General features: G+C 59.4%; 22 protein-coding genes, 6 pseudogenes and 1 riboswitch. Of the genes and pseudogenes, 19 read left to right on the top strand and 9 right to left on the bottom strand.

The features are described from left to right. Positions 1-49: 49 nt before the first annotated feature. The gene (locus tag ACIO0C_RS11540) at positions 50-1,132 is read right to left on the bottom strand and encodes a 4-oxalomesaconate tautomerase (RefSeq protein ID WP_401311745.1); all 1,083 of its coding nucleotides are present in this window, start codon (positions 1,130-1,132) and stop codon (positions 50-52) included. 168 nt (positions 1,133-1,300) lie between these two features. On the opposite strand from ACIO0C_RS11540, the gene ACIO0C_RS11535 reads away from it, so the two are divergent. Continuing rightward, positions 1,301-2,191, top strand: coding sequence for a LysR family transcriptional regulator (locus ACIO0C_RS11535; RefSeq protein WP_274076279.1), 891 nt, complete (start codon positions 1,301-1,303; stop codon positions 2,189-2,191). Positions 2,192-2,242: 51 nt separating this feature from the next. Here ACIO0C_RS11535 and ACIO0C_RS11530 read toward each other — a convergent pair. Continuing rightward, positions 2,243-2,338 (bottom strand): annotated as a pseudogene (locus ACIO0C_RS11530) (LysR family transcriptional regulator); the annotation flags it as partial. A gap of 174 nt (positions 2,339-2,512) precedes the next feature. Here ACIO0C_RS11530 and ACIO0C_RS11525 point away from each other — a divergent pair. After that, positions 2,513-3,724: a patatin-like phospholipase family protein gene (locus tag ACIO0C_RS11525; RefSeq protein WP_401311742.1), complete on the top strand. Its 1,212-nt coding sequence runs from the start codon at positions 2,513-2,515 to the stop codon at positions 3,722-3,724. 39 nt (positions 3,725-3,763) lie between these two features. After that, complete coding sequence (locus tag ACIO0C_RS11520) at positions 3,764-4,249, top strand: adenosine-specific kinase (RefSeq protein ID WP_401311739.1); 486 nt, start codon at positions 3,764-3,766, stop codon at positions 4,247-4,249. Positions 4,250-4,271: 22 nt separating this feature from the next. On the opposite strand, the gene ACIO0C_RS11515 is transcribed toward ACIO0C_RS11520, so the two are convergent. Together ACIO0C_RS11515 and ACIO0C_RS11510 are read right to left on the bottom strand one after the other, a co-directional pair. Further along, the gene (locus ACIO0C_RS11515; RefSeq protein WP_401311737.1) at positions 4,272-5,174 is read right to left on the bottom strand and encodes a universal stress protein; all 903 of its coding nucleotides are present in this window, start codon (positions 5,172-5,174) and stop codon (positions 4,272-4,274) included. A gap of 308 nt (positions 5,175-5,482) precedes the next feature. After that, a pseudogene (locus ACIO0C_RS11510) lies at positions 5,483-5,869 on the bottom strand (LysR substrate-binding domain-containing protein); the annotation flags it as partial. Between ACIO0C_RS11510 and ACIO0C_RS11505 the strand changes: the two are divergent. The 4 genes and pseudogenes from ACIO0C_RS11505 to ACIO0C_RS11490 form a co-directional block, all read left to right on the top strand. Further along, a pseudogene (locus ACIO0C_RS11505) lies at positions 5,851-6,294 on the top strand (FimD/PapC C-terminal domain-containing protein); the annotation flags it as partial. The pseudogenes ACIO0C_RS11510 and ACIO0C_RS11505 overlap by 19 nt on opposite strands. Then, a complete protein-coding gene (locus ACIO0C_RS11500; protein WP_401311735.1) occupies positions 6,291-7,253 on the top strand; it encodes a spore coat protein U domain-containing protein in 963 nt (320 codons plus the stop codon). The pseudogene ACIO0C_RS11505 and the gene ACIO0C_RS11500, both read left to right, overlap by 4 nt. A gap of 162 nt (positions 7,254-7,415) precedes the next feature. After that, positions 7,416-7,526, top strand: a pseudogene (locus ACIO0C_RS11495) (creatininase family protein); the annotation flags it as partial. A 191-nt stretch (positions 7,527-7,717) separates the two neighbouring features. Beyond that, the gene (locus tag ACIO0C_RS11490) at positions 7,718-8,734 is read left to right on the top strand and encodes a GlxA family transcriptional regulator (RefSeq protein ID WP_401311732.1); all 1,017 of its coding nucleotides are present in this window, start codon (positions 7,718-7,720) and stop codon (positions 8,732-8,734) included. Between the two features lie 139 nt (positions 8,735-8,873). Here ACIO0C_RS11490 and ACIO0C_RS11485 read toward each other — a convergent pair whose 3' ends face one another. The 4 genes and pseudogenes from ACIO0C_RS11485 to ACIO0C_RS11470 form a co-directional block, all read right to left on the bottom strand. Then, positions 8,874-10,214, bottom strand: coding sequence for an MFS transporter (locus ACIO0C_RS11485; protein WP_401311729.1), 1,341 nt, complete (start codon positions 10,212-10,214; stop codon positions 8,874-8,876). Positions 10,215-10,440: 226 nt separating this feature from the next. Next, on the bottom strand, positions 10,441-11,652 hold the full coding sequence (locus tag ACIO0C_RS11480) for a M24 family metallopeptidase (RefSeq protein WP_401311727.1): 1,212 nt from the start codon (positions 11,650-11,652) through the stop codon (positions 10,441-10,443). A 230-nt stretch (positions 11,653-11,882) separates the two neighbouring features. Then, positions 11,883-12,902: a GlxA family transcriptional regulator gene (locus ACIO0C_RS11475; RefSeq protein ID WP_401311724.1), complete on the bottom strand. Its 1,020-nt coding sequence runs from the start codon at positions 12,900-12,902 to the stop codon at positions 11,883-11,885. 94 nt (positions 12,903-12,996) lie between these two features. After that, a pseudogene (locus ACIO0C_RS11470) lies at positions 12,997-13,092 on the bottom strand (serine dehydratase beta chain); the annotation flags it as partial. Between the two features lie 240 nt (positions 13,093-13,332). Here ACIO0C_RS11470 and ACIO0C_RS11465 point away from each other — a divergent pair. The 10 genes and pseudogenes from ACIO0C_RS11465 (at position 13,333) to ACIO0C_RS11420 (ending at position 21,523) form a co-directional block, all read left to right on the top strand. Then, complete coding sequence (locus ACIO0C_RS11465) at positions 13,333-13,644, top strand: hypothetical protein (protein WP_401311721.1); 312 nt, start codon at positions 13,333-13,335, stop codon at positions 13,642-13,644. A 36-nt stretch (positions 13,645-13,680) separates the two neighbouring features. Next, entirely contained in the window at positions 13,681-14,847 is a 1,167-nt protein-coding gene (locus ACIO0C_RS11460) for a DUF1624 domain-containing protein (RefSeq protein WP_401311718.1), read from the top strand. Between the two features lie 46 nt (positions 14,848-14,893). Beyond that, positions 14,894-15,089, top strand: a riboswitch (cobalamin riboswitch). 145 nt (positions 15,090-15,234) lie between these two features. Further along, on the top strand, positions 15,235-16,248 hold the full coding sequence (locus ACIO0C_RS11455; protein ID WP_401311715.1) for an ABC transporter substrate-binding protein: 1,014 nt from the start codon (positions 15,235-15,237) through the stop codon (positions 16,246-16,248). Then, positions 16,245-17,261 carry a FecCD family ABC transporter permease gene (locus ACIO0C_RS11450; protein ID WP_401311712.1) on the top strand — a complete coding sequence of 339 codons (1,017 nt, stop codon included), beginning with the start codon at positions 16,245-16,247 and terminating at the stop codon, positions 17,259-17,261. Before ACIO0C_RS11455 ends, ACIO0C_RS11450 begins: the two co-directional genes overlap by 4 nt. Next, entirely contained in the window at positions 17,258-18,049 is a 792-nt protein-coding gene (locus tag ACIO0C_RS11445) for an ABC transporter ATP-binding protein (RefSeq protein WP_401311709.1), read from the top strand. Before ACIO0C_RS11450 ends, ACIO0C_RS11445 begins: the two co-directional genes overlap by 4 nt. A gap of 21 nt (positions 18,050-18,070) precedes the next feature. Beyond that, the gene (locus ACIO0C_RS11440; protein WP_401311707.1) at positions 18,071-19,405 is read left to right on the top strand and encodes an OprD family porin; all 1,335 of its coding nucleotides are present in this window, start codon (positions 18,071-18,073) and stop codon (positions 19,403-19,405) included. Between the two features lie 57 nt (positions 19,406-19,462). Beyond that, positions 19,463-19,903: pseudogene (locus ACIO0C_RS11435) on the top strand (hypothetical protein); the annotation flags it as partial. Positions 19,904-20,010: 107 nt separating this feature from the next. Further along, positions 20,011-20,619: a trimeric intracellular cation channel family protein gene (locus ACIO0C_RS11430; protein WP_401311705.1), complete on the top strand. Its 609-nt coding sequence runs from the start codon at positions 20,011-20,013 to the stop codon at positions 20,617-20,619. Positions 20,620-20,678: 59 nt separating this feature from the next. Next, positions 20,679-21,044, top strand: coding sequence for a hypothetical protein (locus tag ACIO0C_RS11425; protein WP_401311702.1), 366 nt, complete (start codon positions 20,679-20,681; stop codon positions 21,042-21,044). Then, entirely contained in the window at positions 20,981-21,523 is a 543-nt protein-coding gene (locus tag ACIO0C_RS11420) for a GFA family protein (protein ID WP_401311700.1), read from the top strand. The genes ACIO0C_RS11425 and ACIO0C_RS11420 overlap by 64 nt, the downstream gene beginning before the upstream one ends. 22 nt (positions 21,524-21,545) lie before the next feature. Here the strand turns inward: ACIO0C_RS11420 and ACIO0C_RS11415 are convergent, their stop codons facing one another. Continuing rightward, positions 21,546-22,004, bottom strand: coding sequence for a winged helix-turn-helix transcriptional regulator (locus tag ACIO0C_RS11415; RefSeq protein WP_401311697.1), 459 nt, complete (start codon positions 22,002-22,004; stop codon positions 21,546-21,548). 99 nt (positions 22,005-22,103) lie between these two features. Here ACIO0C_RS11415 and ACIO0C_RS11410 point away from each other — a divergent pair, with 99 nt between their 5' ends. Further along, positions 22,104-23,375, top strand: coding sequence for an MFS transporter (locus tag ACIO0C_RS11410; RefSeq protein ID WP_401311695.1), 1,272 nt, complete (start codon positions 22,104-22,106; stop codon positions 23,373-23,375). A 117-nt stretch (positions 23,376-23,492) separates the two neighbouring features. Beyond that, positions 23,493-24,002, top strand: a complete 510-nt coding sequence (locus ACIO0C_RS11405; protein ID WP_401311692.1) for a YkgB family protein — start codon at positions 23,493-23,495, stop codon at positions 24,000-24,002. Positions 24,003-24,007 lie beyond the last annotated feature (5 nt).

The raw sequence follows: 24,007 nt of genomic DNA, 5'->3' as shown, positions 1-24,007 counted from the left end.
CCCATTGTTAAAATTGTGCTGATACAAAAACGCAGGCACCGTCAGATCACTAGCCGGCGAGTCGCTGGGAAATCGGGGCGTAGACGAAACCGGAGAACAATCGTCGTGCAGTACGCACCACCGAGGCGCGGATGGTCTGACCGTTATCGCCGATGTAGGACAACACGACATCGATGCCGCCACTCGGGTGCTCGATACGCACCTGTTGCAGGCGCGAACCTGCGGTGTTGCCGAGCATCCGGGCCACTACGCTGCCCTCGCTGACACAGGCAGTCGCCACGCCGATGGAGCCGGTTATGGCCAGCGCGCGATGGCAGTTGTGGGGCATGAAGTAGCGCACCTGCAAGGTGCCACCCGCCTTGGCCGGTGAAACCAGCACCGGTTTGGGGATGACCTTGTCGCTGACATCGCCCAGCCCCATCGCCCTGCCGGCCTGCAACCGCAAGGCTTCGAGCTGGCGCAGAAAATCCTTGTCGGCGTCCAGCTCGGCCGGGGTTTCATCGCCGCGCTTGGCCAGATGACGGGCCTCGATGATCAGCATCGGCATGGCCATGTCGATGCAGGTAACAGGAACCCCATCGAACACATCCAAGGCGTTGCCAGTCGGGAAAAGTTTGCCGGTCTTGCTGCCGGCAGCGTCGAGAAAGGTCAACTGCACGGGTGCCGCACTGCCAGGCACACCATCGATGACCGTGTCGCCCTCGTAGCTGACGTTGCCGTTGGGTGTGTGCACGTCCGAGGTGACGAAGGTGCCGGTGTTGAGGTTGCGAATGCGCACCCGGGTCAATCCGTTGCCCGCCTTGACCAGACCCTGCTCGATGGCAAAAGGGCCTACGGCGCAGAGCATGTTGCCGCAGTTGGGTGCCGTGTCGACCCGACGCTGGGACACCATGACCTGGACGAACAGGTAATCGACATCCGCATCGGGATGCAACGAAGGGCTGACGATCGCGACCTTGCTGGTCTGTGGGCTGCCGCCGCCGATTCCGTCGATCTCCAGCTCGTGACCCGAGCCCATCACGGAGAGCAACAGTTCATCGCGCTCTTCAACGCAAACCGGTAGATCCCAGGCGAGAAATACCGGCCCCTTGGAGGTCCCACCGCGCATGAGTACACAAGGAATACGTTGCATGGTCACTCACTCTTGTTTATCAATCGGGTTAATTGATGTCTTGCAAACAAGAGTGACAGGGAACAACTGGTGTTTCCAATGCAAAGATTGGCGCTATTATTCCACTTCACGAATGAATAAATCAGGCCGTGCCAAGGCCGTATCGCTTCTCTTGGGTGAGACAAACACATGGAATATGAGCTTCAGGACATCAGGTCTTTTGTAAAAATCGCTGAACTGGGCAGCTTTCATGAAGCCGCAGAAGCGTTGCATTTGTCTCAGCCGGCCTTGAGCCGGCGGATCAAAAAACTCGAGGAGGGGTTGGGCACTGCCCTGCTTGATCGAACAACGCGCAAAGTCAGCCTGACCAGTGTCGGCCGTGACTTTCTACCCAAGGCACGTCGACTGCTGGACGACTTCGACGACTCGATTCTGAATATCCGCGAATTGGCGGAGCGGCAAATCGGTCGGGTAACGCTCGCCTGCATCCCCACCGCGGCGTTCTATTTCCTGCCATCAGTGATCCGCATCTACAACGAACGCTATCCGAAGATCCGCATTCGATTGCTCGACTTGAGTGCCAACGAAGGTCTTGAGGCGGTGCTGCGCGGTGAAGCCGATTTTGGCATCAACATGATGAGCGGCCAGCACCCCGACATCGAGTTCGTGCCCCTGGTCAATGAACCCTTTGTCCTCGCCTGTCGGCGCGACCATGAGTTGGCCGGGCGCAGCTCGGTCAGCTGGTCCGAACTCGGCGACTATCGGCTGATCGGGGTGGGAAGGCTGAGCGGCAACCGCATGCTGCTGGACCATGCGCTGTCAGGCCTGAGCTGGCGTCCGCAGTGGTTCTACGAAGTCCAGCATCTTTCCACGTCATTGGGATTGGTCGAAGCAGGCCTTGGCGTGTCGGCGATGCCAAGCCTGGCCATGCCCGCAGGGGATCATCCAACACTGGTCAGCGTTCCGCTCATCGACCCTGTGGTCAATCGCTCCTTAGGGCTGGTTTATCGACGAGGTGCGTCACTGTCCCCGGCAGCAGAAAAGTTCGTTTCGATACTGCTTGAACAGTGGCCACAGTGATGCCTGCCCTACCCCTTTACCCGAATTCAGTGCGAATGGATGATCAACCCGTCAAATGGACCATGGGGGCGCGGGGATAAACTTTGACTCGATCCATTGTTTGAAAGCGACAACCACGGCACCTGGAAATTTGGCCGATGGTCTGATGCAAAGCCCCCATACCGTATTCGGGATTCCTCATGATTTATCATCTAAACGAGAGCAGAATGAGCTGGCTGTCGTTCGAATGACGTGTCGCACTCAATTGGCGAGTGGTCATATCGGATTTTCTCGCAACGGCGAGCTCGCTCGTTGTCGACTGCAGGGGCCGGAGGAGGCGTTGTGAAACCATTCCCGCTCAAACCCGGCACCTGGACCCTGGACGTCTTTCTGCAAGCGTGCATGCCTCGCCGTGATGCCGTTCCCCCCACCTTGACGGAAAAAGCCGTGATCCCGGGCATTCCCGATGCCCGCTACAGGCTGGACCACGACCTGACGCCGTTCATTGAGGATGCGGTTCAATCCAACAAACGTGAGCGCGAGCTTCTCGCCAAGGCCGGGAAGCCGAACGATATCCTGCCGCTGGCCAGTATGCTGGCCGTTTCCGGCGGTGGCGATGCAGGCGCATTCGCAGCGGGACTGATTGCGGGATGGACCGCCCATGGCACCCGGCCCATGTTCAAGGTCGTCACGGGGATTAGCGCGGGTGCCCTGGTCGCCCCGTTCGCTTACCTGGGGCCTGAGTACGACGGCGTGATCCGGGACGTCTGCAATGGAGTCGGCCCAAAAGACATTTTTCATTCGCGAAACGTGCTGACCCGACTCGCCAGCGACGGCATAGCGGACAGCAAGCCACTGTCGCGGCTCATCTCAAAACACATCACTGCGCAGATTCTGGCGGCGATCGCCGTGGAATACGCCAAAGGCAGAATCCTGCTGATCGGCACCACTGACCTTGATGCAGGGCGACCCGTCACCTGGAACATGGGCGCAATTGCCGCAAGCCAGGCACCGGGCGCGCTCGAGCTGTTTCGTAACATCATGATCGCGTCGATGAGCATTCCCGGGGCCGTCTCACCCGTCATGATCGATGTGGAGGTTGACGGCAAACAGTTTCAGGAAATGCACGTGGACGGCGGGGTCATTACTCAAGTGTTTCTTTACCCGCCTGGCACGCTGGTGAGGCTCAACAGGGCCACCGGAGTCCCTTTGCGACTCGAACGTCATTTCTATGTCATTCGCAACGGAACACTGGAGCCGCAGTGGTCCGGGACCAAGCGCCGCACATTGAGCATCGGCGGTCGAGCCATCAGTGCATTGATTCAAACCCAGGGGATCAGCGACCTGGAGCGGATCTACCGCATGGCACAGCAGGATGGAGCGCAATTCAACCTGGCGTACATCGGCTCCGACTTTAATGTTGCGCGCACCCGGAAATTTGATGGCGAGTACATGAAGCGTTTATTCGAATACGCCTATCAACTCAGCGCAAAGGGCTATCCGTGGCATCAATCGCCGCCCTCGCAAAACCCCAGACTACGCACCCATCGCTGAAAAACTTTGCCAGCAACATCGTGAAAGGAGGCGTTTAAAATGCAACTCATCACGTTGAAAATCGAAAAGCCGGAAGATACGAACTTCATCCTGGGGCAGACGCACTTCATCAAGTCCGTCGAGGACATCCACGAAGCCTTGGTCAATGCCGTGCCGGGTATCCAGTTTGGCGTGGCCTTTTGCGAAGCTTCAGGCAAATGCCTGGTGCGATGGTCTGGCACCGATACCGCAATGATTGAACTGGCACAGAAAAATGCCAAGGCCATCGCCGCCGGCCATAGCTTCATCATTTTCCTGGGCGACGGTTTCTATCCGCTGAACGTGTTGAACACCCTCAAGATGGTTCCAGAGGTGTGCCGAATCTTTTGTGCAACCGCCAATCCCACTGAAGTGGTTGTCGCCGAGACCGAACAAGGGCGAGCCATCCTCGGCGTCGTGGATGGTTTCTGCGCCCGTGACATTGAAGGCGACGACGACATCCTGTGGCGCAAGAACCTGTTGCGGCAGATTGGCTACAAGCAATGAATTGCGCTGATAGCCAATCCACTCACTGGTCCGCAGACCCCGTCACGGCGAAAACGTTGCAGGGCACCTGATACAGCACATGCTCCGTCGTACTGCCCACCCATTTGCCCAGCCCCTTGCGATGGGCATTTCCCATGACGATCACGTCGGCCCGCTGATGCGCTGCACAATCGGCCAGCGCCTTGCCAGGTGACGCTTCGACGAAGTGTTGTCGCTCAGTGGGCACGCCGTAGTGGTCGGCCAGGGCGACAAATGTCTTTTGCAGCGACTTGCGCACATCGCTGCTGAAACCTGGCATCGTTACGGCACCCGCGCCTGCGTCGGACATATGTGTACGCGATGGATCGTAGGCATGCAGCAGATGCAGTTCCGCACTGCATTGCATCGCCAAACCGTTCGCCGCCTGGATGATGCGCTCGTTGATGCCGGTGATCTGCGTCTCAGGATGAGACGGATCGACTGCCGCCACGACCACCCGCGGCAGCGGACAGCGGACTTCACTGACCAGATGCACAGGCACCGGACATTCGCGCAACAGGTGCCAATCCAGAGGCGTAATGAAAACGCGCTTGAGCGCTGACTCGTGTTGAACGTCCTTGATCAGCAGATCCGCCTGCATTTCTGCCACATGCAGCAGTATTTCTTGCAACGCGGTGCGCGTAACAAGCACTTCGGTACTCACCTTGATCCCGCGCTCGCGGATCAGGTCGGCCTCATCCTCCAACCATTTTTCGTTCTCTTGCTGACAGGCTTCACGAAAACGTGCCCCAGCACTCTTCAAGCCCAGGAGGTGGGAGTCTTCGATAAACACCGTGATGTGCAGCGCCGCGCGTGTAGCCTGGGCAATGGCGACTGCTCGCTCCAACGCCGGGGTGTGACGCATGGCGGGACCGGCTACCAGAAAGAGTCGTTGATACTGGCTCATGCAACACCTCCAAAAGTTTCGGGGCGTTTCACAACACCGACGATTCACTATCGCCTCAACTATCAATATACGCCTGGATTCCATTAATGGAGCAACGACCACCCCTCGATGGCCGCTTCCCCTGCTTCAATTAGATCAAATGCCCTTATGCGCCTTAACTGGCCCTTGATAATAAGGCAGCCTGTCAATCCGTGGTTTATAGACGCCCGTGGCGACGCTGCGCTGGACATGCGCGGCAATCTCATCCATCCCGTGCAAACCAGACATCGCCTTTGGTCATCATGTATTCGATCAACTTCGATACTTCGATCGAACGCCAGGGTCTGGGCGAACACGATGCTGGAGCGACCCGCCAAAGGATGGTTGGCACCCACCACGACAGCCAGATGGTCTTGCCGATACGGCAGAAACTCCAGGTCACCCACCGCCATCGAACGTCGACAAATGCCCAGGTCGGCATTGCCCTCAGCCACACCTCGCACCACATCAGGACTGAAACGCTCCTCGATGTCGACCTGGATTCTGGGATGTTCCAGCATGAAATCCGACAGTTCCTCCGGCAGGAACTCCATGATCGATGAGATGTTTGCCAATATCCGGACATGCCCGCGGGCGCCTTCGGCGTACTCGCTGAGTTCGCTGTCCAGCCGCTCCATCGCCCGCGTCAACGACCGCGCGTGCCGAAAACCAGCAGGTGGGCCAGACCGATCGCAACGGCCACTTGCTGGTACCGTGGAGCAGCGCCTACTACCGCGGCAAATACGAGATCGATCCGCTCAACCTGCCGGCCAACGTGCGCAGCCCGAACGTCGAGCAACGCATCGCGGTGCGGCGTGGCAGCGGCTATCTGCTGGAGTTTCCGCTAAGCCGGGTGATCGCGGCGAGCATCGTGCTGGTGGACGCGCAGCAGCAGGAATTGCCCTTGGGCAGCGGTGTGGTGCATGAGCAGATCGGCACGCAAACCGTGGTCGGCTGGGACGGCCTGGTGTACCTGGAAAACCTGCAGGCGCAGAATGATCTGCGGGTGACGTTGGGTGATGGCAAGAGCTGCCACGTGCAGTTTGCCGCCGACCTGACGCAGGATCAGATCCCGCTGATCGGACCGTTGGTGTGCCGATGAAGTGGCTGATGCTGCTGGTGCTCTGGCTGCCGGCCCCCGCCTGGGCCTTGTGTTCGGTGGTCGGCACTACGCCAGTGGCATTCGGCTCATTGAGTTCGATTGCCGTGCGCACCACATCGCAACCCGGTTCCACGCTCAACGGCGGCTTGAGTTGCAGCGGCTCGCTGTTGACGTTGCTGACCAGCAACGATCACTTCTGGGCTACCGTCACCTCGACCCAGAGCGGTTTGCTCGGCCCCACCGGCGATGTCATCGGCTACACGATCTACGCCAACAACAGCACCAGCTACCCGCTGACCCGCGGCACCGCCTTCGACTTCGCGCGCAACGGCATCATCGATGCGCTTGGCTTGCTCGGTGGCACGGTGCCCAAAACCGTGCCGCTCTACCTCGGCACGACGATTGGCAGCAACGTGGCTGCCGGGGTCTACACAGAAACCCTGAGCATTTTCTGGAACTGGAACTACTGCTCGGGTATCGACGTCGGCAGCGTTTGTCTGGGGCGTGATATCAGCAGCGGCACTACGACGCTGACGGTGAACCTGACCGTGGCCAACGACTGCACCATCACCGCGCCGAACATCGCCTTCGGCAGCGCGCCGGTGGTCAGCGCCTTTACCGCGGTGACCGGGCAGACCATCAACCTGGCGTGCACCAAGGGCAGTGCCTACACCGTGGGGCTGAGCGATGGGCAGAATGCGGTCAGTGTCGGCGGGCGGCGGCGGATGATCTCGAGCGGTAATTACCTGGCCTATGACATTTTCAAAAGTGCCGGCACGACACGCTGGGGGAGCGTGGGCAGTGCGCGTCGGGCAAGTTCCGATGCCGAGGTCAATCCGGGGAATGGACTGGGGACGGGGAGCCAGATCTTCAATTACAACGCGAAGATCTATACCGACCAGGCGACTCCGCCGGCGGGGACTTACCTGGACAGCGTGGTGTTGGATATGGGGTTTTGATGTTTGGTAGCTGACCCGGATTGTATGGATGTCCCCAGATTTTTGTAGGAGCGAGCATGCTCGCGATGGACCAGCTCGCTGCGGATATAGCTGGCATCTCCTGGCAACCAAAGCCCCTCTTGCCCAAAAGCGGCATGCACGTATCTAATATCACAGGCATAAATTGGAGAATTCACCTGGCCGGAATATGCAGAGAAGGTCGCTACCGGCTGCCCTGTCTTTCTGCCGGTCGGCGCACTGGAGCAGCATGGACATCACATGTGCATCCACATCCCCTTCAGACAATCCAGACTCATGGCATCTTGCGTGCATATTCCTTTCGTCGCGGTCTATTGACCGGACACTCGAGGTAAAATCCTGAAGCCTGTAAACAAGGCTTACAATCACAAAAACGAGATGACGCCACCCGTATATTGGCAGCTTGCCGCGGAGCACGTCACTGATGCAGTCGAGGAGCGGTAATCATGGCGAAACTCCAGGTGGCGAGACCCGCCGCAGGACGCTCGGCGAATGAACAACAGCCAGTGAAAACCGTGGGTTTCCTGGTCATCCCCAACTTCACCACCATCGGCTTCGCCTCCGCCGTGGAAACCCTGCGCATGGCGAACCTGGCCGCGCGCAAACCGATGTTCCGCACCGTCATCATCGCCGCCAGCCTGGACCCGGTGACGGCCAGCAACGGCATGCGCATCCTGCCCGACCACAGCATCACCGATGCACCAAAGCTGGACATGCTGTTCGTTGTCGGATCAAACCCGATCGTCTCCAACCACAGCAGCCGACCGCTGCTCAATTGGCTACGCAAGCTGGCGCATGATCAGGTGCCACTGGGTGGGATTTGCACCGGTAGCCACTTGTTGGCGCGCGCCGATCTGCTCAAGGGCTATCGTTGCACGATTCACTGGGAAGACATCGAGGCACTGAAGGAGCGTTTCCCGGGGATCATCATTTCCAACCAGCTGTTCGAGCTGGACCGTGATCGCTACACCTGCTCCGGCGGCGTGGCTTCCATGGACATGACCCTGCAGTTGATCGCCCGCGAACCCGGTGGTCGGGACATCGCTGCCCACACGGCCGAGTTGCTGCTGTGTGATCGGATCCGGGGGGCGCAGGAGCAACAGCGTGTGCCATTGCGGCAGAAGCTGGGCACCTCGCAGCCCAAGCTCAGCCAGATGGTGGCGATCATGGAAGCCAATCTCGAGGAGCCGGTGGGCCTTGAGGAACTCGCGCGGTTGAACGAGGTGTCGGTGCGCCAGCTGGAACGTCTGTTTCACAAGCACCTGCAACGCACGCCGAGTCAGTACTACCTGGAGTTGCGCCTTGCACGGGCGCGACAGCTATTGCTGCGCAGCGAATCGCAGGTTCGTGACATCGCCCTCGCCTGCGGCTTCGTTTCGCCGGCGCATTTCTCCAAATGCTACAGCCGATTCTTCGGTGTATCGCCTATTGGTGAGCGCAAGCAGGTGGCTGCGGTGCATTGATTCAATATTGGTGCTGGTCGGACTGGCCTCTTCGCGAGCAAGCCCGTTCCCACATTTTGACCGAGTTCTACCTGATGAATACGGTCAAATGTGGGAGCGGGCTTGCTCGCGAAGACTTCCTCAAGAACACACCAGGCTGTCAGTCCTGCAAAGCCTTATGCGCCGTCTCCCGACTCGCCAGCATGGCAATCAACGCCACCGCCGCAGCCGCCAACAGATACCAGGCCGGGGCCATTTTGTTGCCGGTCAGTTGGATCAGCCAGGTCGCGATAAACGGCGCGGTGCCGCCGAACACCGCGTTGGCGATGTTGAAGCTGAAGGCAAAACCACTGAAGCGTACGCGGGTGGGGAATATCTCGGCGAGGAAGCACGGCAAGGTGCCGTCGTTCATCGCCAGGATCGCGCCAAACGCAATCTGGATCATCAGAATGACGATCAGGGGCTGATTCTCCAACATCCCGAACAGCGGAAATGTCAGCGCCAGGAACAATACCGAAGCGGTCACCAGCATGGTCTTGCGTCCGAACCGATCCGACAGCTTGCCCATCAGGAAAATCAGCCCGATATAGGTCGCCAGCGACACCGTCGACGCCAGGAACGAATCACTTTCGCTCATGCCCATTTCGGTGGACAGGTAGGTCGGCATGTAGCTGAGCAACAGGTAGAACGCCACGGCATTGAGGCAGGTCGCGCCGATCCCGATCATCACGCTGCGTCGGTGCACGGTCAGCAATTCGCGAACCGGAGCGTGGCTCGCGCACTCCTTCGCTTCAAGGCGTTTTTCCATCTCCAGGAACTTCGGCGTGTCTTGCAGACTCATGCGGATATAGCGCCCCACCAGCCCGAATGGCGCCGCCAGCAGAAAGGGTAGACGCCAGCCCCAGCTGTGCAGATCCTCGACACTCATCCACGCATGCAGGCCGGCGACGAACACCGCACCAAACAGCAAGCCCGCCGCCGTGCTCGCCGGGACAATGCTGGTGTACAAACCGCGCTTGCCCTCGGGCGCATACTCGGCGAGAAAGGCCGAAGCCCCGGCGTACTCACCTGAAGCGGAAAAGCCCTGGAACAAGCGAATCAGCAACAACAAGGCCGGAGCCCATAGGCCGATATGGTTGTAGGTCGGCAGGATGCCGATGCAAAAGGTCGAGATGGACATGATCAGAATCGACCAGGACAGCGCACTGCGCCGCCCGTATCTGTCACCGAAATGCCCCCAGACCAGTCCCCCCAGCGGGCGGACGATGAACGACAGCGCGAACACTGCAAAAGTCGCCAGTAGCGCAGTCGCCTTGTCGGTTTGCGGAAAAAACGTCAGGGCGATGACGGTTGCCAGGTAGCCGTAGGCCGCATAGTCGAACCACTCGACAAAGTTGCCCATGAAGCTGGCACTGGCAGCGCGCCGCAGGGCCTTGCGTTCGGCTGTCTGTTCAAGTTTGTCTGCCATGGTTGGAGTCAGGCTTGCGGTTTGGGTGCTCATTGTGCACCTCCGGTGGTAGAGGTGCGGTTATCGAAATGAAAGGTCGGAACGTAGGACATGACAAAACCCTCTATTGTTTTACTTGGCAGGGTTAAGGCTCGGTCGATGCTGCGCGTTCTTGGGCACGCATGCGTCATTTTTTTCCGGTTTATCTCAGCCACCGGGAAGATTTTTCGCCAATCGTCAGAGCAAAACGCCGCACAGGTTCACTGTGCGGCGCAGGGTCTTATTTCTTGATGATGTTGTGTTCCGGGCCATACGGGAACTTGGTGATGTTTTCCCCGCCCTGCTCGTTGACGATCAGGATGTCGTGTTCACGATACCCGCCGGCACCTGGAAGGCCTTCGGGCAACATGATCATCGGCTCAATGGAGACCACCATCCCCGGTTCCAGCACTGTGTCGATGTCTTCGCGCAGTTCCAGTCCGGCTTCGCGGCCGTAGTAATGGCTCAGCGTACCGAAGGAGTGACCGTAGCCGAAGGTGCGGTATTGCAGCAGATCGTGCTCCAGGAAGATCTCGTTCAATTGCAGCGCGATATCGCAGCAGCGCATCCCCGGCTTGATCAGTTTGAGGCCGGCCTCGTGCACTTTGACGTTAACTTCCCACAAGCGCAGATGCTCGTCGGAGCAATGGTCCAGGAACAACGTACGTTCCAGCGCGGTGTAGTAACCGGCGATCATCGGGAAGCAGTTGAGGCTGAGAATGTCGCCCTTGTTGACCTTGCGCGACGTCACCGGGTTATGCGCGCCATCGGTGTTGATGCCGGACTGGAACCAGGTCCAGGTGTCCATCAGCTCGGAATCCGGGAAGGTGCGGGCAATTTCCCGCACCATGGCCTGGGTGGCGTGCAGGGCCACTTCGTATTCCGGAACCTGATCACGCAAGGCTTCGACGATGGCGGCACCGCCGATGTCCGCGATTCGTGCGCCATGACGGATGATCGCATGTTCTTCGGCGGACTTGATCATGCGCATGCGCATGCACGGTGCGGCGATATCCACCAGTTCAGCCTGCGGATAGCGGCTGGCGAGCTTGTCGCGATTGAGCAAGTTCAGATGGTCGAACTCGATACCGATGCGCCCGGCCTTGGGCAAGGCCTGCTGGATCGCGACGAAGTAGTTGTCGCGCTGCCAGTCGGTGTAGACGATGTTTTGAGTGCCGACGGTACGGCGCCACGGCTGGCCGCCGTCGATGTTGGCGCTGATGGTCACGGCGCTGTCCTGGGTCACCACCAGCGCGTACTGACGCCCGAAGGAGCAGTACAGGAAATCGCTGTAGTAGTTGATGTTGTGATAGGAGGTGAAGACGGCCGCGTCGATATTGTTCTGCGCCAGATAAGCCCGCAATTTGGCCTGGCGGTTGGCATATTCTTGAGCCGAGAACGTCGGACTTACCTTTTCGCCGTTCTTGATCTGGATGGTTTTCGGCATTTGCATGTCATTTATCCTTGTCATTGATTGAGCTACAGGAGGCGCCAATCTGGCGGGCCGCTGAAGATCATTCGAACAGATGCAAAGCGAGGTTTTTTGCGCGAATCCGACCTGTAGTTGGCCATATCCGCTGTTTGCGAAACTGTCTACTCAGGCCCCTGCGCCAGAAACAAGAATGCCCCCGGCAAGCGCGGTGAAGGCCGCTTGGCGGGGGCATTGGCCAATGGGTAACGCGGTCAGCGCGGGAGCGACGGTGCGACGATGCGATCCGTTCTCGATGAAGCCGGTGCATTCAACGTTGAAGCCCGCTGACTGTGCGCTTTCGCCCCCATATGCTCACGAGGGTGCGCGCCGAAGTACTGGCGATAGCAGCGAAAGAAATGCTGCAGCGAAACGAACCCGCACTCCGTAGCGACATCCGACAGCGACAGCTCACCGGCCCGCAACATCTGACGCGCCTGTTGCAGGCGCAAGTCCAGGTAGTGCCTGGACGGCGAGCAACCCAGACTGCGCTTGAATAGCCGCTCCAGATGCCGCCGGGAAATACCCATGGTCTCGGCCAGTTCGTCGATACCCAGCGTTCGGCTCAGGTGCTCGTTCATCAACGCCAGTGTTGCCTGAAGTTTTTTCGGGACGTCCTGCATGGGCAGTAGCGGCCGGGCCTGGCGTGCTGCATGTTTTTCCATCCGTAGTATCAAGCCACGACCGTGGAACCTTGCGAGAAGCTCGTGCATCAACCCTTGAACAGCCTGCGGGCCGACACAAGTCAGACGTTGGCGATCGACGCAGAATGGCGCAGCCACCGGTGTCAACTTGCTGAAAGCGGCAAACTCCAGTGATGCACCGGGCTCTGGCAAGCTGCAACGGACACCCTCCAGGGCGCCAATCTGCGCCAGTAACCAGCCTGCCTCGCCGAAGGCCCCGAGGCTGATCGGTTGCGCCGCCCAGTGGCTCAGCTGCTGGCGCAGGTCTGGATCAAGATGCAGGTTATCGCCACCACAGAGGATCAACACATCGAACGTTTGTGCCTGATCCAGTCGCGCGGTGGCGGTTGCGATGCCGTTGCTGGCGTTCAGTTGCTGCCTGTCCAGGCTCAGCATTTGCCACTGGCAAACATCGTGCCCTGCCAACTGGTTGGCCAGGCGCAGTGGCTCCAGTGCATTGGCCAGGGTGTACATATCGAAGGCTTCCATCAACCAGAAGCCGATACGCAGCATCGGCGGTTGTGGCCGCTCGGTTTCAGTCAGTTGCAACATGTCCTGCTCTCCCGTCGATCAAGGTAACTCAGCACTCGATCGCGTTGACCGCCAATCCGCCACGGGGGGGCTCGTTGTAATTGTCATGCATGTCGGCAGCGGCCATCGCGCAAGCCGAACCGACTTCGCCTTGGTGGGAATTGGAGGGGCCGACTCCAATCTTGAACAAGTCAAAAACACTGATAGCCATCAATCGATCTCCGTGCCGCTTCAGGAATTCACCCGATTGTCGGCGTCAGGAACCATCAAGATGTGTCAGATATCGACTCCTAAGTGCTCGTCACTACCAAAGACGAGCTGGATGTGTGCCCGCACCAAGCCCCGAACCTTTCAAAGCTAATGCAGATGCACTACAACAATGCCTTGACGTACGGCGCACCGCGCAGCATTACCGCCTCGGCGAAGTATCGCTTCCAAGGAAGCGGATTGGGTGGCGCTGCTCGCGACGACCCAGGATGAACGCGACGAAAAAAGCACAACACCTGTTGTGCTTTTTTTGTGTTTGCAGCACCACGACACCTATGAAAAACCTGCCCACAAGCCTAATGCTGTTCACTTAAGCCATCGTGGTTCAATGGGGCACCCACATCGCGGACAGACCTGCATTCAGGTCGGCTGTCAGGCCGCCTCTCTATGGCTTTTGATTTTCTTTCCACATCGAGCCACTAAAGTGAACTGCATTATGCCCACAAGCCAGCTTTATATGTTACGTTATATCAATACATTGCCTGTCGGACGTTGACCGGCAGAGTGCCCCCCCCCCTGACTGCGACTCTCGATGACAAACCCTGTTCAGATACCGCCCATCACCAGCCTGAGCCAACGCCTGATGTCCATCGATGCCCTCAGGGGCCTGGTGATCATTTTCATGCTGCTCGATCACGTGCGCGAAACGTTCTTTCTGCACCGCCAGGTCACCGACCCAATGCTCATCGACAGCACCGAGCCGACGTTGTTTTTCAGCCGCACGCTCGCCCATCTCTGTGCACCGGTGTTCGTTCTTCTCACTGGCCTGTCAGCATTCCTGTACGGTGAAAAGCACCAGGGCAAGCCGTCGATGTTCCTGTTCAAGCGCGGCCTGTTCCTGGTTGCGCTGGAGTTCACCCTGGTGAATTTCGCCTGGACCTTCCAGTTCCCGCCCACTGTGATCTACCTGCAAGTGATCTGGGCGATTGGCGTCAGCATGATTGCCCTCGCGGCTCTGGTCTGGTTACCTCGGCCAATCCTCTGTGCCTTGGGCCTGGCCATAGTCGGCGGGCACAACCTGCTCGATCCCCTGCACTTTCCACCCGGATCGGCGCTTCACCTGCCTTGGGCGATCTTGCATGATCGCGGCTGGATCGAATTTTCCGAGCACTTGCGCCTGCGCAGCTCCTACCCCGTGCTGCCGTGGATCGGGGTCATCGCACTGGGTTACTGCATCGGCCCCTGGTTCGCACGCTCAACCCCGGCCGCCGTGCGCCAGCGCCATCTGTTGCTGGCCGGGGCCGGCGCATTGGTCGGTTTCATCGCCCTGCGCCTGGTCAACGGTTATGGCGAGGCACAGTGGGTGGTCCACGAAAGCACCACGCTCACCCTCATGGGTTTTTTCAACATCACCAAATACCCACCTTCCCTGCTGTTCCTGTGCCTGACGCTGGGCGTGGGGCTGTTGCTGCTGCTTGGCTTCGAGCGGGCCCGGCAGCGCCAATGGATCAGCATCCTGGCGGTATTCGGCGCGGCACCGATGTTTTTCTACCTGCTTCATCTGTATGTGCTGAAAATGCTTTATCTACTCAGCGTGGCGTTGTTTGGCCTGAACCAGGGCGACTACTTCGGCTTCGACGGCATAGGGGCCGTGTGGCTGACCGCCGTGATCCTGGCGGCAACGCTGTATCCACCGGTGCGCTGGTTCGCCGCATTGAAGGCGCGTCGTCGTGATATTGGCTGGCTCAAATACTTCTGACCGGGACTTCTTATCGGAGCTTAGGTTCGCCTCGGGCGGCATGATCGACTACCATGCCGCCGCCGGTTCCCAAACGGGAATAATAGGGAATCCGAGATGCTGCCAACGCATCAAACGGAACTGCCCCCGCAACTGTAGGTGCCGAGCCTGCTCCTGAACTGCCACTGGGATCGATTCCCGGGAAGGCTGGAGCATGCCATGACGCATCAGTCAGGAGACCTGCCGGCCAAGCAACAATCACTAACCGGCGGGGTGTCCGGGAAGGACATCTTTGCGCGCGTGTCACTTCGGTGATCGGCCTTGCGCTGCTTTTTCGGCAGCGCTCGATGATGTGTTTTCCAGACCTTGCACCCTGGCTGCGTGTACGGTTCAAATGGAGATTGCATCATGCTGTTGCCGCGCTTTTTCGCCCTTGTCACAGGCCTGGGTCTTTCTGCCCTCACCTGTGCCTCCCCTACCCATTACCCGCTGACGATCGAGAACTGCGGCAGCACACTGACGTTCGCCCACGCCCCTGCCCGGGCTGTGACGATCGGCCAGGCCGGCACTGAAATGCTCTTCGCCCTGGGACTCGGTGACAAACTGGTCGGCACTTCGCTGTGGTTCAATGATGTGCTGGCCAAGTACAAGGGGCAAAACGACAGGATCGAACGCCTGGCCGATAACGAGCCGAGTTTCGAGTCGGTGATCGGCAAACGCCCGGAGCTGGTCGCCGTCGAGCTTGAGTGGATGGTCGGCCCGCAAGGTGCCGTCGCTACCCGCGAGCAGTTTCACGAACTGCAGATTGCGACCTATCTCATGCCCTCGGACTGCGAGTCCAAGGACAACCTGGTGGGCGCCGACGGCACCCGCCTGCAGCCATTTCGCATTGACAGTCTCTACAAGAGCATCACCCAGCTGGCGGAGATTTTTGATGTGCAGGCGCGTGGGCAGCAACTGAACGCGCAACTGCAGGCCAGCCTGGCCAAATCCATTGCCGCGGTGCGAGACAAAGACCTCACGCACACCAGCGCGCTGGTCTGGTTTTCCAGTGCCAGCCTGGATATCGATCCCTATGTTGCCGGGCACAAGGGCATTCCCGACTTCATGCTGGGTACCTTGGGCGTGCGCAATGTGGTGCAGTCCGACGAAGAGTGGCCAACCGTTGGCTGGGAAACCATCGCCAAGGCCAACCCGACTTTCCTGGTCATCGCCCGCATGGATCGCCGTCGTTTCCCGGCTGATGACTATCAACAGAAACTGCAATTCCTGCGCAGCGATCCCGTGACCCGCAACATGGACGCGGTGAAAAACAACCGCATCATCATTCTCGACGCCATGGCCATGCAGGCCAGCGTGAGAATCTTTGACGGTCTCGAATCGCTGGCAACGGCCATCAACAGCTACGACCTGCCAAAATGACCGCGACGCTGATTCGCACTCTGCTTGCGCTGGTGATCCTGCTTGTGGCCGTGATTGCCGGTGTGGCCATCGGTGAAACCCGCATCGAACCCGGTGTGGTGTTCCAGGTGCTGGCCAACAAACTGTGGGCGGCCGGGTATGCCCTCGATCCCATCGACGAGGGCATCGTCTGGAACTACCGCCTGACTCGCGCGCTGGTGGCGGCAGCTTGCGGGGCGGGCCTGGCGACCTGTGGGGTGATCCTGCAATCGCTGTTGCGCAACCCGTTGGCCGATCCCTACCTGCTCGGCATTTCCGCGGGGGCCTCGACGGGCGCGGTGCTGGTGGTGTTGCTGGGCCTCGGTGCCGGCGCGATGTCGATGTCGGCCGGGGCCTTTGCCGGTGCCGTCGCCGCCTTCGCCGTCGTTGTGTTGCTGGGCCGTGCCAGCGGTTCGCCTGGTAGTACCGGCCAAGTCATCCTGGCGGGGATTGCCGGGTCGCAACTGTTCAATGCGCTCACGGCATTCTTGATCACCAAGTCGGCCAGTTCCGAACAGGCGCGCGGCATCATGTTCTGGTTGCTGGGCAATCTCAGCGGCGTGCACTGGCCATCCGTGTGGCTGGCCGCACCGGTTGCAATAGCCGGTCTCGCGGTGTGCCTGTGGCATCGCCGTGCACTGGATGCCTTCACCTTTGGCGCCGACTCCGCGGCCTCGCTCGGCATTGCAGTACGGCCTGTGCAATTTCTGCTGATCAGCTGTGCCGCCCTGGTGACAGCGGTGATGGTGTCGATCGTTGGTTCCATCGGTTTCGTCGGACTGGTGATTCCCCACGCCGCCAGGCTGTTGCTGGGCACTCGGCATACGCGCCTGCTGCCGGCCAGTGCGCTGGGCGGTGCGGTGTTCCTGGTGGCCGCCGATGTACTCTCGCGGACGTTGATCAAGGGCCAGGTGATTCCGGTCGGCGTAATTACCGCATTGGTCGGCGCGCCGGTGTTCGCGCTGATCCTGGTCAGTCGCAGGAACGCCCGATGAATGCTGTTGCTCCAGTTATCGACGAAGCCGTGCTGAGTTGTTCCAGCCTCGGATTGCATATCCGTAATGTTGAATTACTGCACGACATCCACCTGGACATTCGCCGTGGCGAAACCCTGGGCCTTGTCGGGCCCAACGGTTCAGGAAAATCCACGCTGCTCAAGCTGCTGGCCGGCGTGCGCCTGCCCAGCCGGGGAGTCATCCAGCTCAACGGCCAAGACCTCAAGGCACTGTCACGGCGAACCATCGCACAAACCCTGGCGGTGGTTGAACAGCAGGCCGACACCCAGGATGTGATCAGCGTGTTTGACGCCGTGGCCCTGGGCCGAACGCCGTGGCTGTCAGCCTTGAGTCCATGGTCGAAGGCGGACGAGGACATCGTCCATCAAGCCTTGCGTGACGTTGATGCGACGCATCTTTTGCGGCGCACCTGGCGTAGCCTCTCCGGCGGCGAGCGTCAGCGCGTGCATATTGCTCGCGCCCTGGCCCAGCGCCCGCAGATCCTGGTGCTGGACGAACCGACCAATCACCTCGATATCCAGCACCAGCTGGCGATTCTGCAGGTGGTTCACGCATTGCCGGTGACCACCGTGATTGCCCTGCACGACCTCAACCACGCACTGACCTGTGATCGCCTGGCTGTGCTGGAAAAGGGCCGCCTGGTCGCCCTTGGCAGACCGCTCGAGGTGTTGACCCCACAACGCCTGCTGGACACCTTCGGCGTCCACGCGCACTACCTCATTGACCCCTTCGACGGCGCGCACATCCTGCGCTTGCGCTCATCCTGACTCGTTTGTGGACACCCCGAAATGCCTACCCGATCGGCCATTCTCCTCGCCCTGGCAAGCCCATTCGCACTCGCTGATTCGGCTCAATCGCAAGCCAATGGATTTGTCCAGGACAGCGCCTGGAGCCTGCTCAATCGCACGGTCTACGACCATCGCGAGTACCTTAATGGCGCCCGCAATGGCGCTGCGCGTAATGCCTACAAACCGCGTGACGAGCGTAATGGCTACGCCGAAGAATGGGCCTACGGGCTGATGGGTACGGTGCAATCGGGCTTCACCCAGGGCCCGATCGGGGTGGGTATGGATGCCCACGCCTACCTCGGGACACAACTGGACAGTGGCGGTGGCCGCGCAGGGAAAGCACGATTGCTGGGGCTCGACAACCAGGGACATCCCAAGGACGCGTTCAGCCGCGGCGGCGCGGCGGTCAAACTGCGCCTGTCATCGACCGTACTGAGCTATGGCGAGCAGCGGGTGAAAGCGCCGGTGTTCAGTTCGTCCGACAGCCGCCTGCTCCCGGAGACCGCCACCGGCGTGTTTCTCGCCAGCAACGAATTCGAGGCACTGAAGCTGGTCGCAGGACACTTCACCGAAAGTACCGATCGAAACGCCAGCAGTCATGACCAGGGCTTTGTGGTCAACTACTCCAACGCCGCGAAAAGCAATGCCTTCGATCTCGCGGGCATGGTCTTCACGCCGGGAAAGAACCTGAACCTCAGCGTCTATACCTCGCGCTATGAAAACACCTGGAACCAGCATTACCTGGGTGGCACCTTCATCCAGCCACTGGACGAAACCCGCGCGTTGTCACTCAACCTGAACCTGTACCGCACCACCGATGAGGGCAAGTCGCTATCCGGCAGGATCGACAACACGACCTGGAGCCTGATGTCCACTTACACCCAAGGCCCCCATGGCTTCAGTCTCGGGTATCAGAAGGTGGACGCCAACACGCCGTTTGACTACGTCACCCGTGGCGCGATCTTCATCAGCAACGCCGTGCAGCTGTCGGACTTCAACGCTCCCCATGAACAGTCCTGGCAAGCCCGCTACGATCTGGATGCCACCCCCTGGGGGTTACCGGGCCTGTCCATGAGCGCCGCCTATGTGCGCGGCAGCCGGATCGATGGCAGCCATGTCGACCCGCAAGGCGGCTACGCCTATCTGGGTTATGGCGAAGGCGGCAAACATTGGGAACGTGACCTACTGGTGCGCTATGTGGTGCAAGGTGGCGCGGCGAAAGGCACCACCCTGTCGTTGCAACACAATGTGCATCGAGGCAATACGGCCCAGGCAGAACTGGACACGGATCAGGTACGCCTGGCTGTGGAGTATCCGCTGACGGGAAGGTTTTGAACCTGTTTGCGGTCAACGCCCTGGACAGACACCACTTAAGCCCTGATGCTTTGACATCGCTGGCAAAATGCGTTGGCCATGGAAGACATTTCCTCGTGGGCTTTGTGTGACAGTGACCCTCTCAAGCTCCACTACATCTGGAGCCTTTGGCAGATCGGCGAGGCGAGCGAACACGACTGGCGAGTAGAGTTGGACGCCACAAGGGAAACGATCGCACAAGGACGCATTGGCTTCGCTGACTGTTACATCGTTGGCCGAATAGATCCCCAGCTCGCGCGCGAACGAGCCAAAGCAGACACCACCCGCCGACGGAGTAAATTCGAACTACAGGTGCGCCTCCAACAGACGCTACTGACCTGGTACTCAGCGATGGATGAAGTGCTTCCCGGCAGAGTGCGATTCGGGTTTCCTTCAAAAATCCCCACCGCAGACAACCTTGATGGAAGATATTCGGTAACGGCCTTTGATCAAATGATCGCATCGCTCCCCAGAAAATAATCAGCCCTCTCGCCGACAGGGATTTCGAGGCTGGTGCAAAGAGCGTGAATTGATGTAAAGGCAATGTATAGGTGTAGTAGCCAGCCGCTGACAGAAAGGAACGCAAAATGCTTTATTTCCAGCAAATGTTGGGCATTGCCGTGTTTTCCATCACCGGTGTGTTGGCCATCAAGAAAGCCGATGTGGATCTGTTCGGTGCCGTGGTGCTCGGCATCATCACCGCTATCGGTGGAGGCACGATCAGGGATCTGCTGCTGGATCTGCCGATCTTCTGGATTGCAGACTTCAATTACATCTGGGCCGCCTTGTTCGCTGCGCTGCTGGCGTTTTTTTTGACCCAAAGACTGCAACGACGTTACCGTCTGCTGCTTTATCTCGATGGTTTGGCGGCTGCGCTGTTCGCGTTGGCGGCGACCGAAAAAGTCCTAGCATTGCAGCTTGCCGCGCCCTTGGCAGTGATGATGGGCGTGCTGACCAGCATCGGCGGCGGTATCGCACGGGATGTGCTGGCTGGCAGGGTTTCACTGCTGATGTCGCGAGAGATTTACGCCACGCCCCTGTTGTTGGGATGTACGCTCTACGTGCTGTTGCGAGACGTGTTCCCCTCGATCTGGATTGGCGGTTGGATTGCCTTGATTTTCACCATCGGTCTGCGGTTCCTGGCCATTTACAAGCATCTTCAGATGCCAGCGATTTTTTCTACCCGGCAGGGATGAATCGCCACCCTACGACGAACGCTGGAATGGACCCTCTCGACTATAAGGATTTAACGTTTATGGACATCACCTTTTCTCAAGTCAGCGAGCGTTTGAACGATCGCCGGTTCACGGTCGCAGGCAACACCCACGGGCTTTCTGGAACAGGCACTGTGTTTCATTACCATGTCGAGGGCGATGCCGTTTGGGGAACCTACCAGGGCGGCAGGATCCGCATCGGCAATCAGGTCGGCCGCGTGACAGGCCCCGATACCATCGAGCTTCTTTTTCATTGCCTGACCACGGAGGGTGAGATTCTGTCCGGCTGGTCTCGTGGCACGGTGGGCGTTGATCACGCGGGACGCACTACCCTGTCCTTCGTATGGGGTTGGTTGTCGGGTGCTACTGGAGGCGGGGAATCGAGTTACGTCGAGCTTGTCGCGTAGCAAACAACGGGCGGTGGCGCCGTCAGACTGCAAAAAGCCATGCAAGCCATGATCTTCACATTGTGGCGAAACCGGAGGATGAAATGAAAGGAAGCTGCGCTTGTGGGGCTGTAGGCTATGAGATCGACAGCATTGATACGCCCATCAGCCATTGTCACTGCAGTACCTGCCGCAAGACCCATGCCGCTGCTTATGTATCCACGGCTGGCGTATTGAAAGAGCACTTCAGGTGGACACGAGGCCTGGACGCATTGAGGCCTTTCGAGTCGTCTCCCGGGAAGATTCGACACTTCTGCTCCCACTGCGGATCGCACCTTGCGGCTGAGCGTAACGGCTCGAACGCGATGATCGTGCGCGTGGCGACGTTGGTCGAGGATCCTGGCTCCAGGCCCGAATATCACATCTGGACGGAGCAGGACGTCGCGTGGCTCAATGGGGAGGGTCTGCCAGGCTACTCACAATGGCAGCCTGGACGATGATGGAAAGTTTGCCTGGCCATATTCACGACTCGCCATCAACCAGTCTCACCCTGTGGCAGTCAGCGGGCCCCAGTTTCTGCCCGCTTGCCGAACGCACCTCAATCGGCATCAGCGCCTGGCCGCTCGCGTTGTCCTGCAACACAGAACGGGTCTCCTGTGGCTCGAACAAAAATCGTTCGCCCCACTGCCTCATGCAGACCACCAGCGGAAAAATCTCCCGTCCTTTCTCCGTGAGCACGTACTCCTTGTAGGCGCTGCCATCCGACGCCGGCCGAACGTCGAATATCCCGACCTCGACCAGCGCCTTCAGTCGCGATGCCAGAATATTCTTGGCCACGCCCAGGCTCTTCTGAAATTCGCTGAATCGGCGAATGTCGTCAAAAGCGTCGCGGATGATCATCAGCGACCAGCGATCGCCGATGGCTTCCAGTGTTCTTGCGACCGGGCATTCGCTGCCTTGCGGTGAAGCGTCGTCGAGCATTTTTTATCCTCGGGAAATGTGGTTGCAATTTGAAACCTGATGCTGCAACAATAAAAACAGGTTTTCAATTGCAACCAGTTTAACCCCATGGAGGCGCGCATGACAGCAGATACCGATTCAGCCACCCAATGCCGGGTCAGGCAGCCTTCGCACATACCGCCGGCTGAAACCTGCGAAAGCAGCAGGATCGAGCGCTCTCCAGGGCTTGCACCAAAGCTCACGTTGTTGTTTTCCATCACCTGCGCGCTGGCAGTGGCCAACGTTTACTTCGCGCAACCGTTACTCGACGCCATGGCCCAGAGCCTGGGCGTGGCCTCATCAATGATCGGGATTGTGGTGACGGCCACCCAGGTGGGTTACGCGCTGGGGTTGCTGTTCATCGTCCCGCTGGGGGATCTGGTCAACCGCAAGCGGCTGATTGTGGCGCAAGTGTTTCTGTCTGCGCTGGCACTGGCGGCGGTCGGTGCTGCCCAGCAATGGCTGGCCCTGTTGAGTGCCATGATCGTGATGGGCTTGCTGGCCGTGGTGGTTCAGGTACTGGTGGCCTACGCCGCCGTGCTGGCAACGCCGTCGCAACGCGGGCAAGCCGTCGGGACGGTCACCAGCGGTATCGTCCTGGGCATTCTTCTGGCGCGGTTTGCCTCTGGCCTGATTGCTGACATCGCAGGCTGGCGCGCCGTTTACTTTGTGTCTTCAGCACTGATGCTGACCCTCGCGACGGTGCTGTACAAATTGGTGCCCGTCACGGCGGCGCCAAGGCATCAAGACACCTACCTCAGGCTCATCCGTTCGCTTTTTACACTGTTCATCACCGAGCCCAGGTTACGCGCCAGGGGCCTGCTGGCGCTGCTGATCTTTGCCGCTTTTTCGGTGCTCTGGACCTCCATGGTGCTGCCCTTGAGCGCCCCGCCGCTGTCGCTTTCACACACGGCCATCGGCCTGTTTGGCCTGGCCGGCGTCGCCGGTGCCCTGGCGGCCAGAAGAGCCGGTCGCTGGGCCGATCAAGGCCTGGGGCAACGCGTGACCGGCATTTCCCTTGGGCTCTTGACGCTGTCCTGGTTGCCCATTTCATTTGCCCAGACGTCCCTGCTCGCGTTGGTCTGCGGCGTCGTGCTGCTCGACTTCGCCGTGCAGGCAGTACACGTCACTAACCAGAGCGTCATTTTCGCCGCACGACCCGACGCGCACAGTCGCATGGTCGGTGCCTACATGTGCTTCTACTCGGTCGGCAGCGCGCTCGGCGCCGCGGCCGCGACCCTGGTTTATGCCCAATGGGGCTGGATGGCGGTCAGCCTGCTGGGTGCCTTGATCAGCGCGGCGGCCCTGCTCTTGTGGTTTGTCACCTCGCCGAGTCAAGACGATCTGCACTGAATGCAATACGTTCTGACGCCACGGGCGTGGCATCAAAGGCAACACTGTCCGCACTCCCAACGCACACCGCGCCGGGTTGCTGATTAGTGTTCCCCACCACTCCTGGAAGCCTTGATCATGAAAACCTTAAGCATTGAGAACAGCAGCACCAACACCGTACAGATCCCTTCAACGCTCGGGATCAAAACCATGGCGCTTGGCACCTACGGTGCCTACTTTGCGCTCGCCGTCATTTACTTCTGGTTCGGCGGGATGAAGTTCACCCACTACGAAGCCGCCGGGCTGGTGCCCCTGGTGAGTAACAGCCCTTTCCTGGGTTGGGTCTACGACATTTTCAGTGTCGATACCTTCTCCAGCCTGCTCGGCATCCTGGAGGTCTCGATCGGGGTCCTGATCGCAGGTCGCCTTCTGTCACCCAAGCTTTCGTTGATTGGCGGTGCGCTATCGGCCGGGCTGTTCTTCACTACCTTGAGCTTCATGTTCTCGACCCCCGGCGTGATTGAACCCGGCCTCGGTTTTCCAGGCATTTCGGTGGCGCCGGGGCAGTTTCTGCTCAAAGACATCGGCTTGCTGGCCGCCTCGATCTTTGTCGCCGGCCACTCCCTGACCGAGTTGCAAAGCCGTTGAACCGA

Origin of the sequence: Pseudomonas sp. NPDC087336 (assembly GCF_044744285.1) — a bacterium.
Taxonomy (GTDB): Bacteria; Pseudomonadota; Gammaproteobacteria; order Pseudomonadales; family Pseudomonadaceae; genus Aquipseudomonas.
Note: the sequence above shows the minus strand (reverse complement) of the source record. Positions and strands in the feature narration are given on the sequence as shown.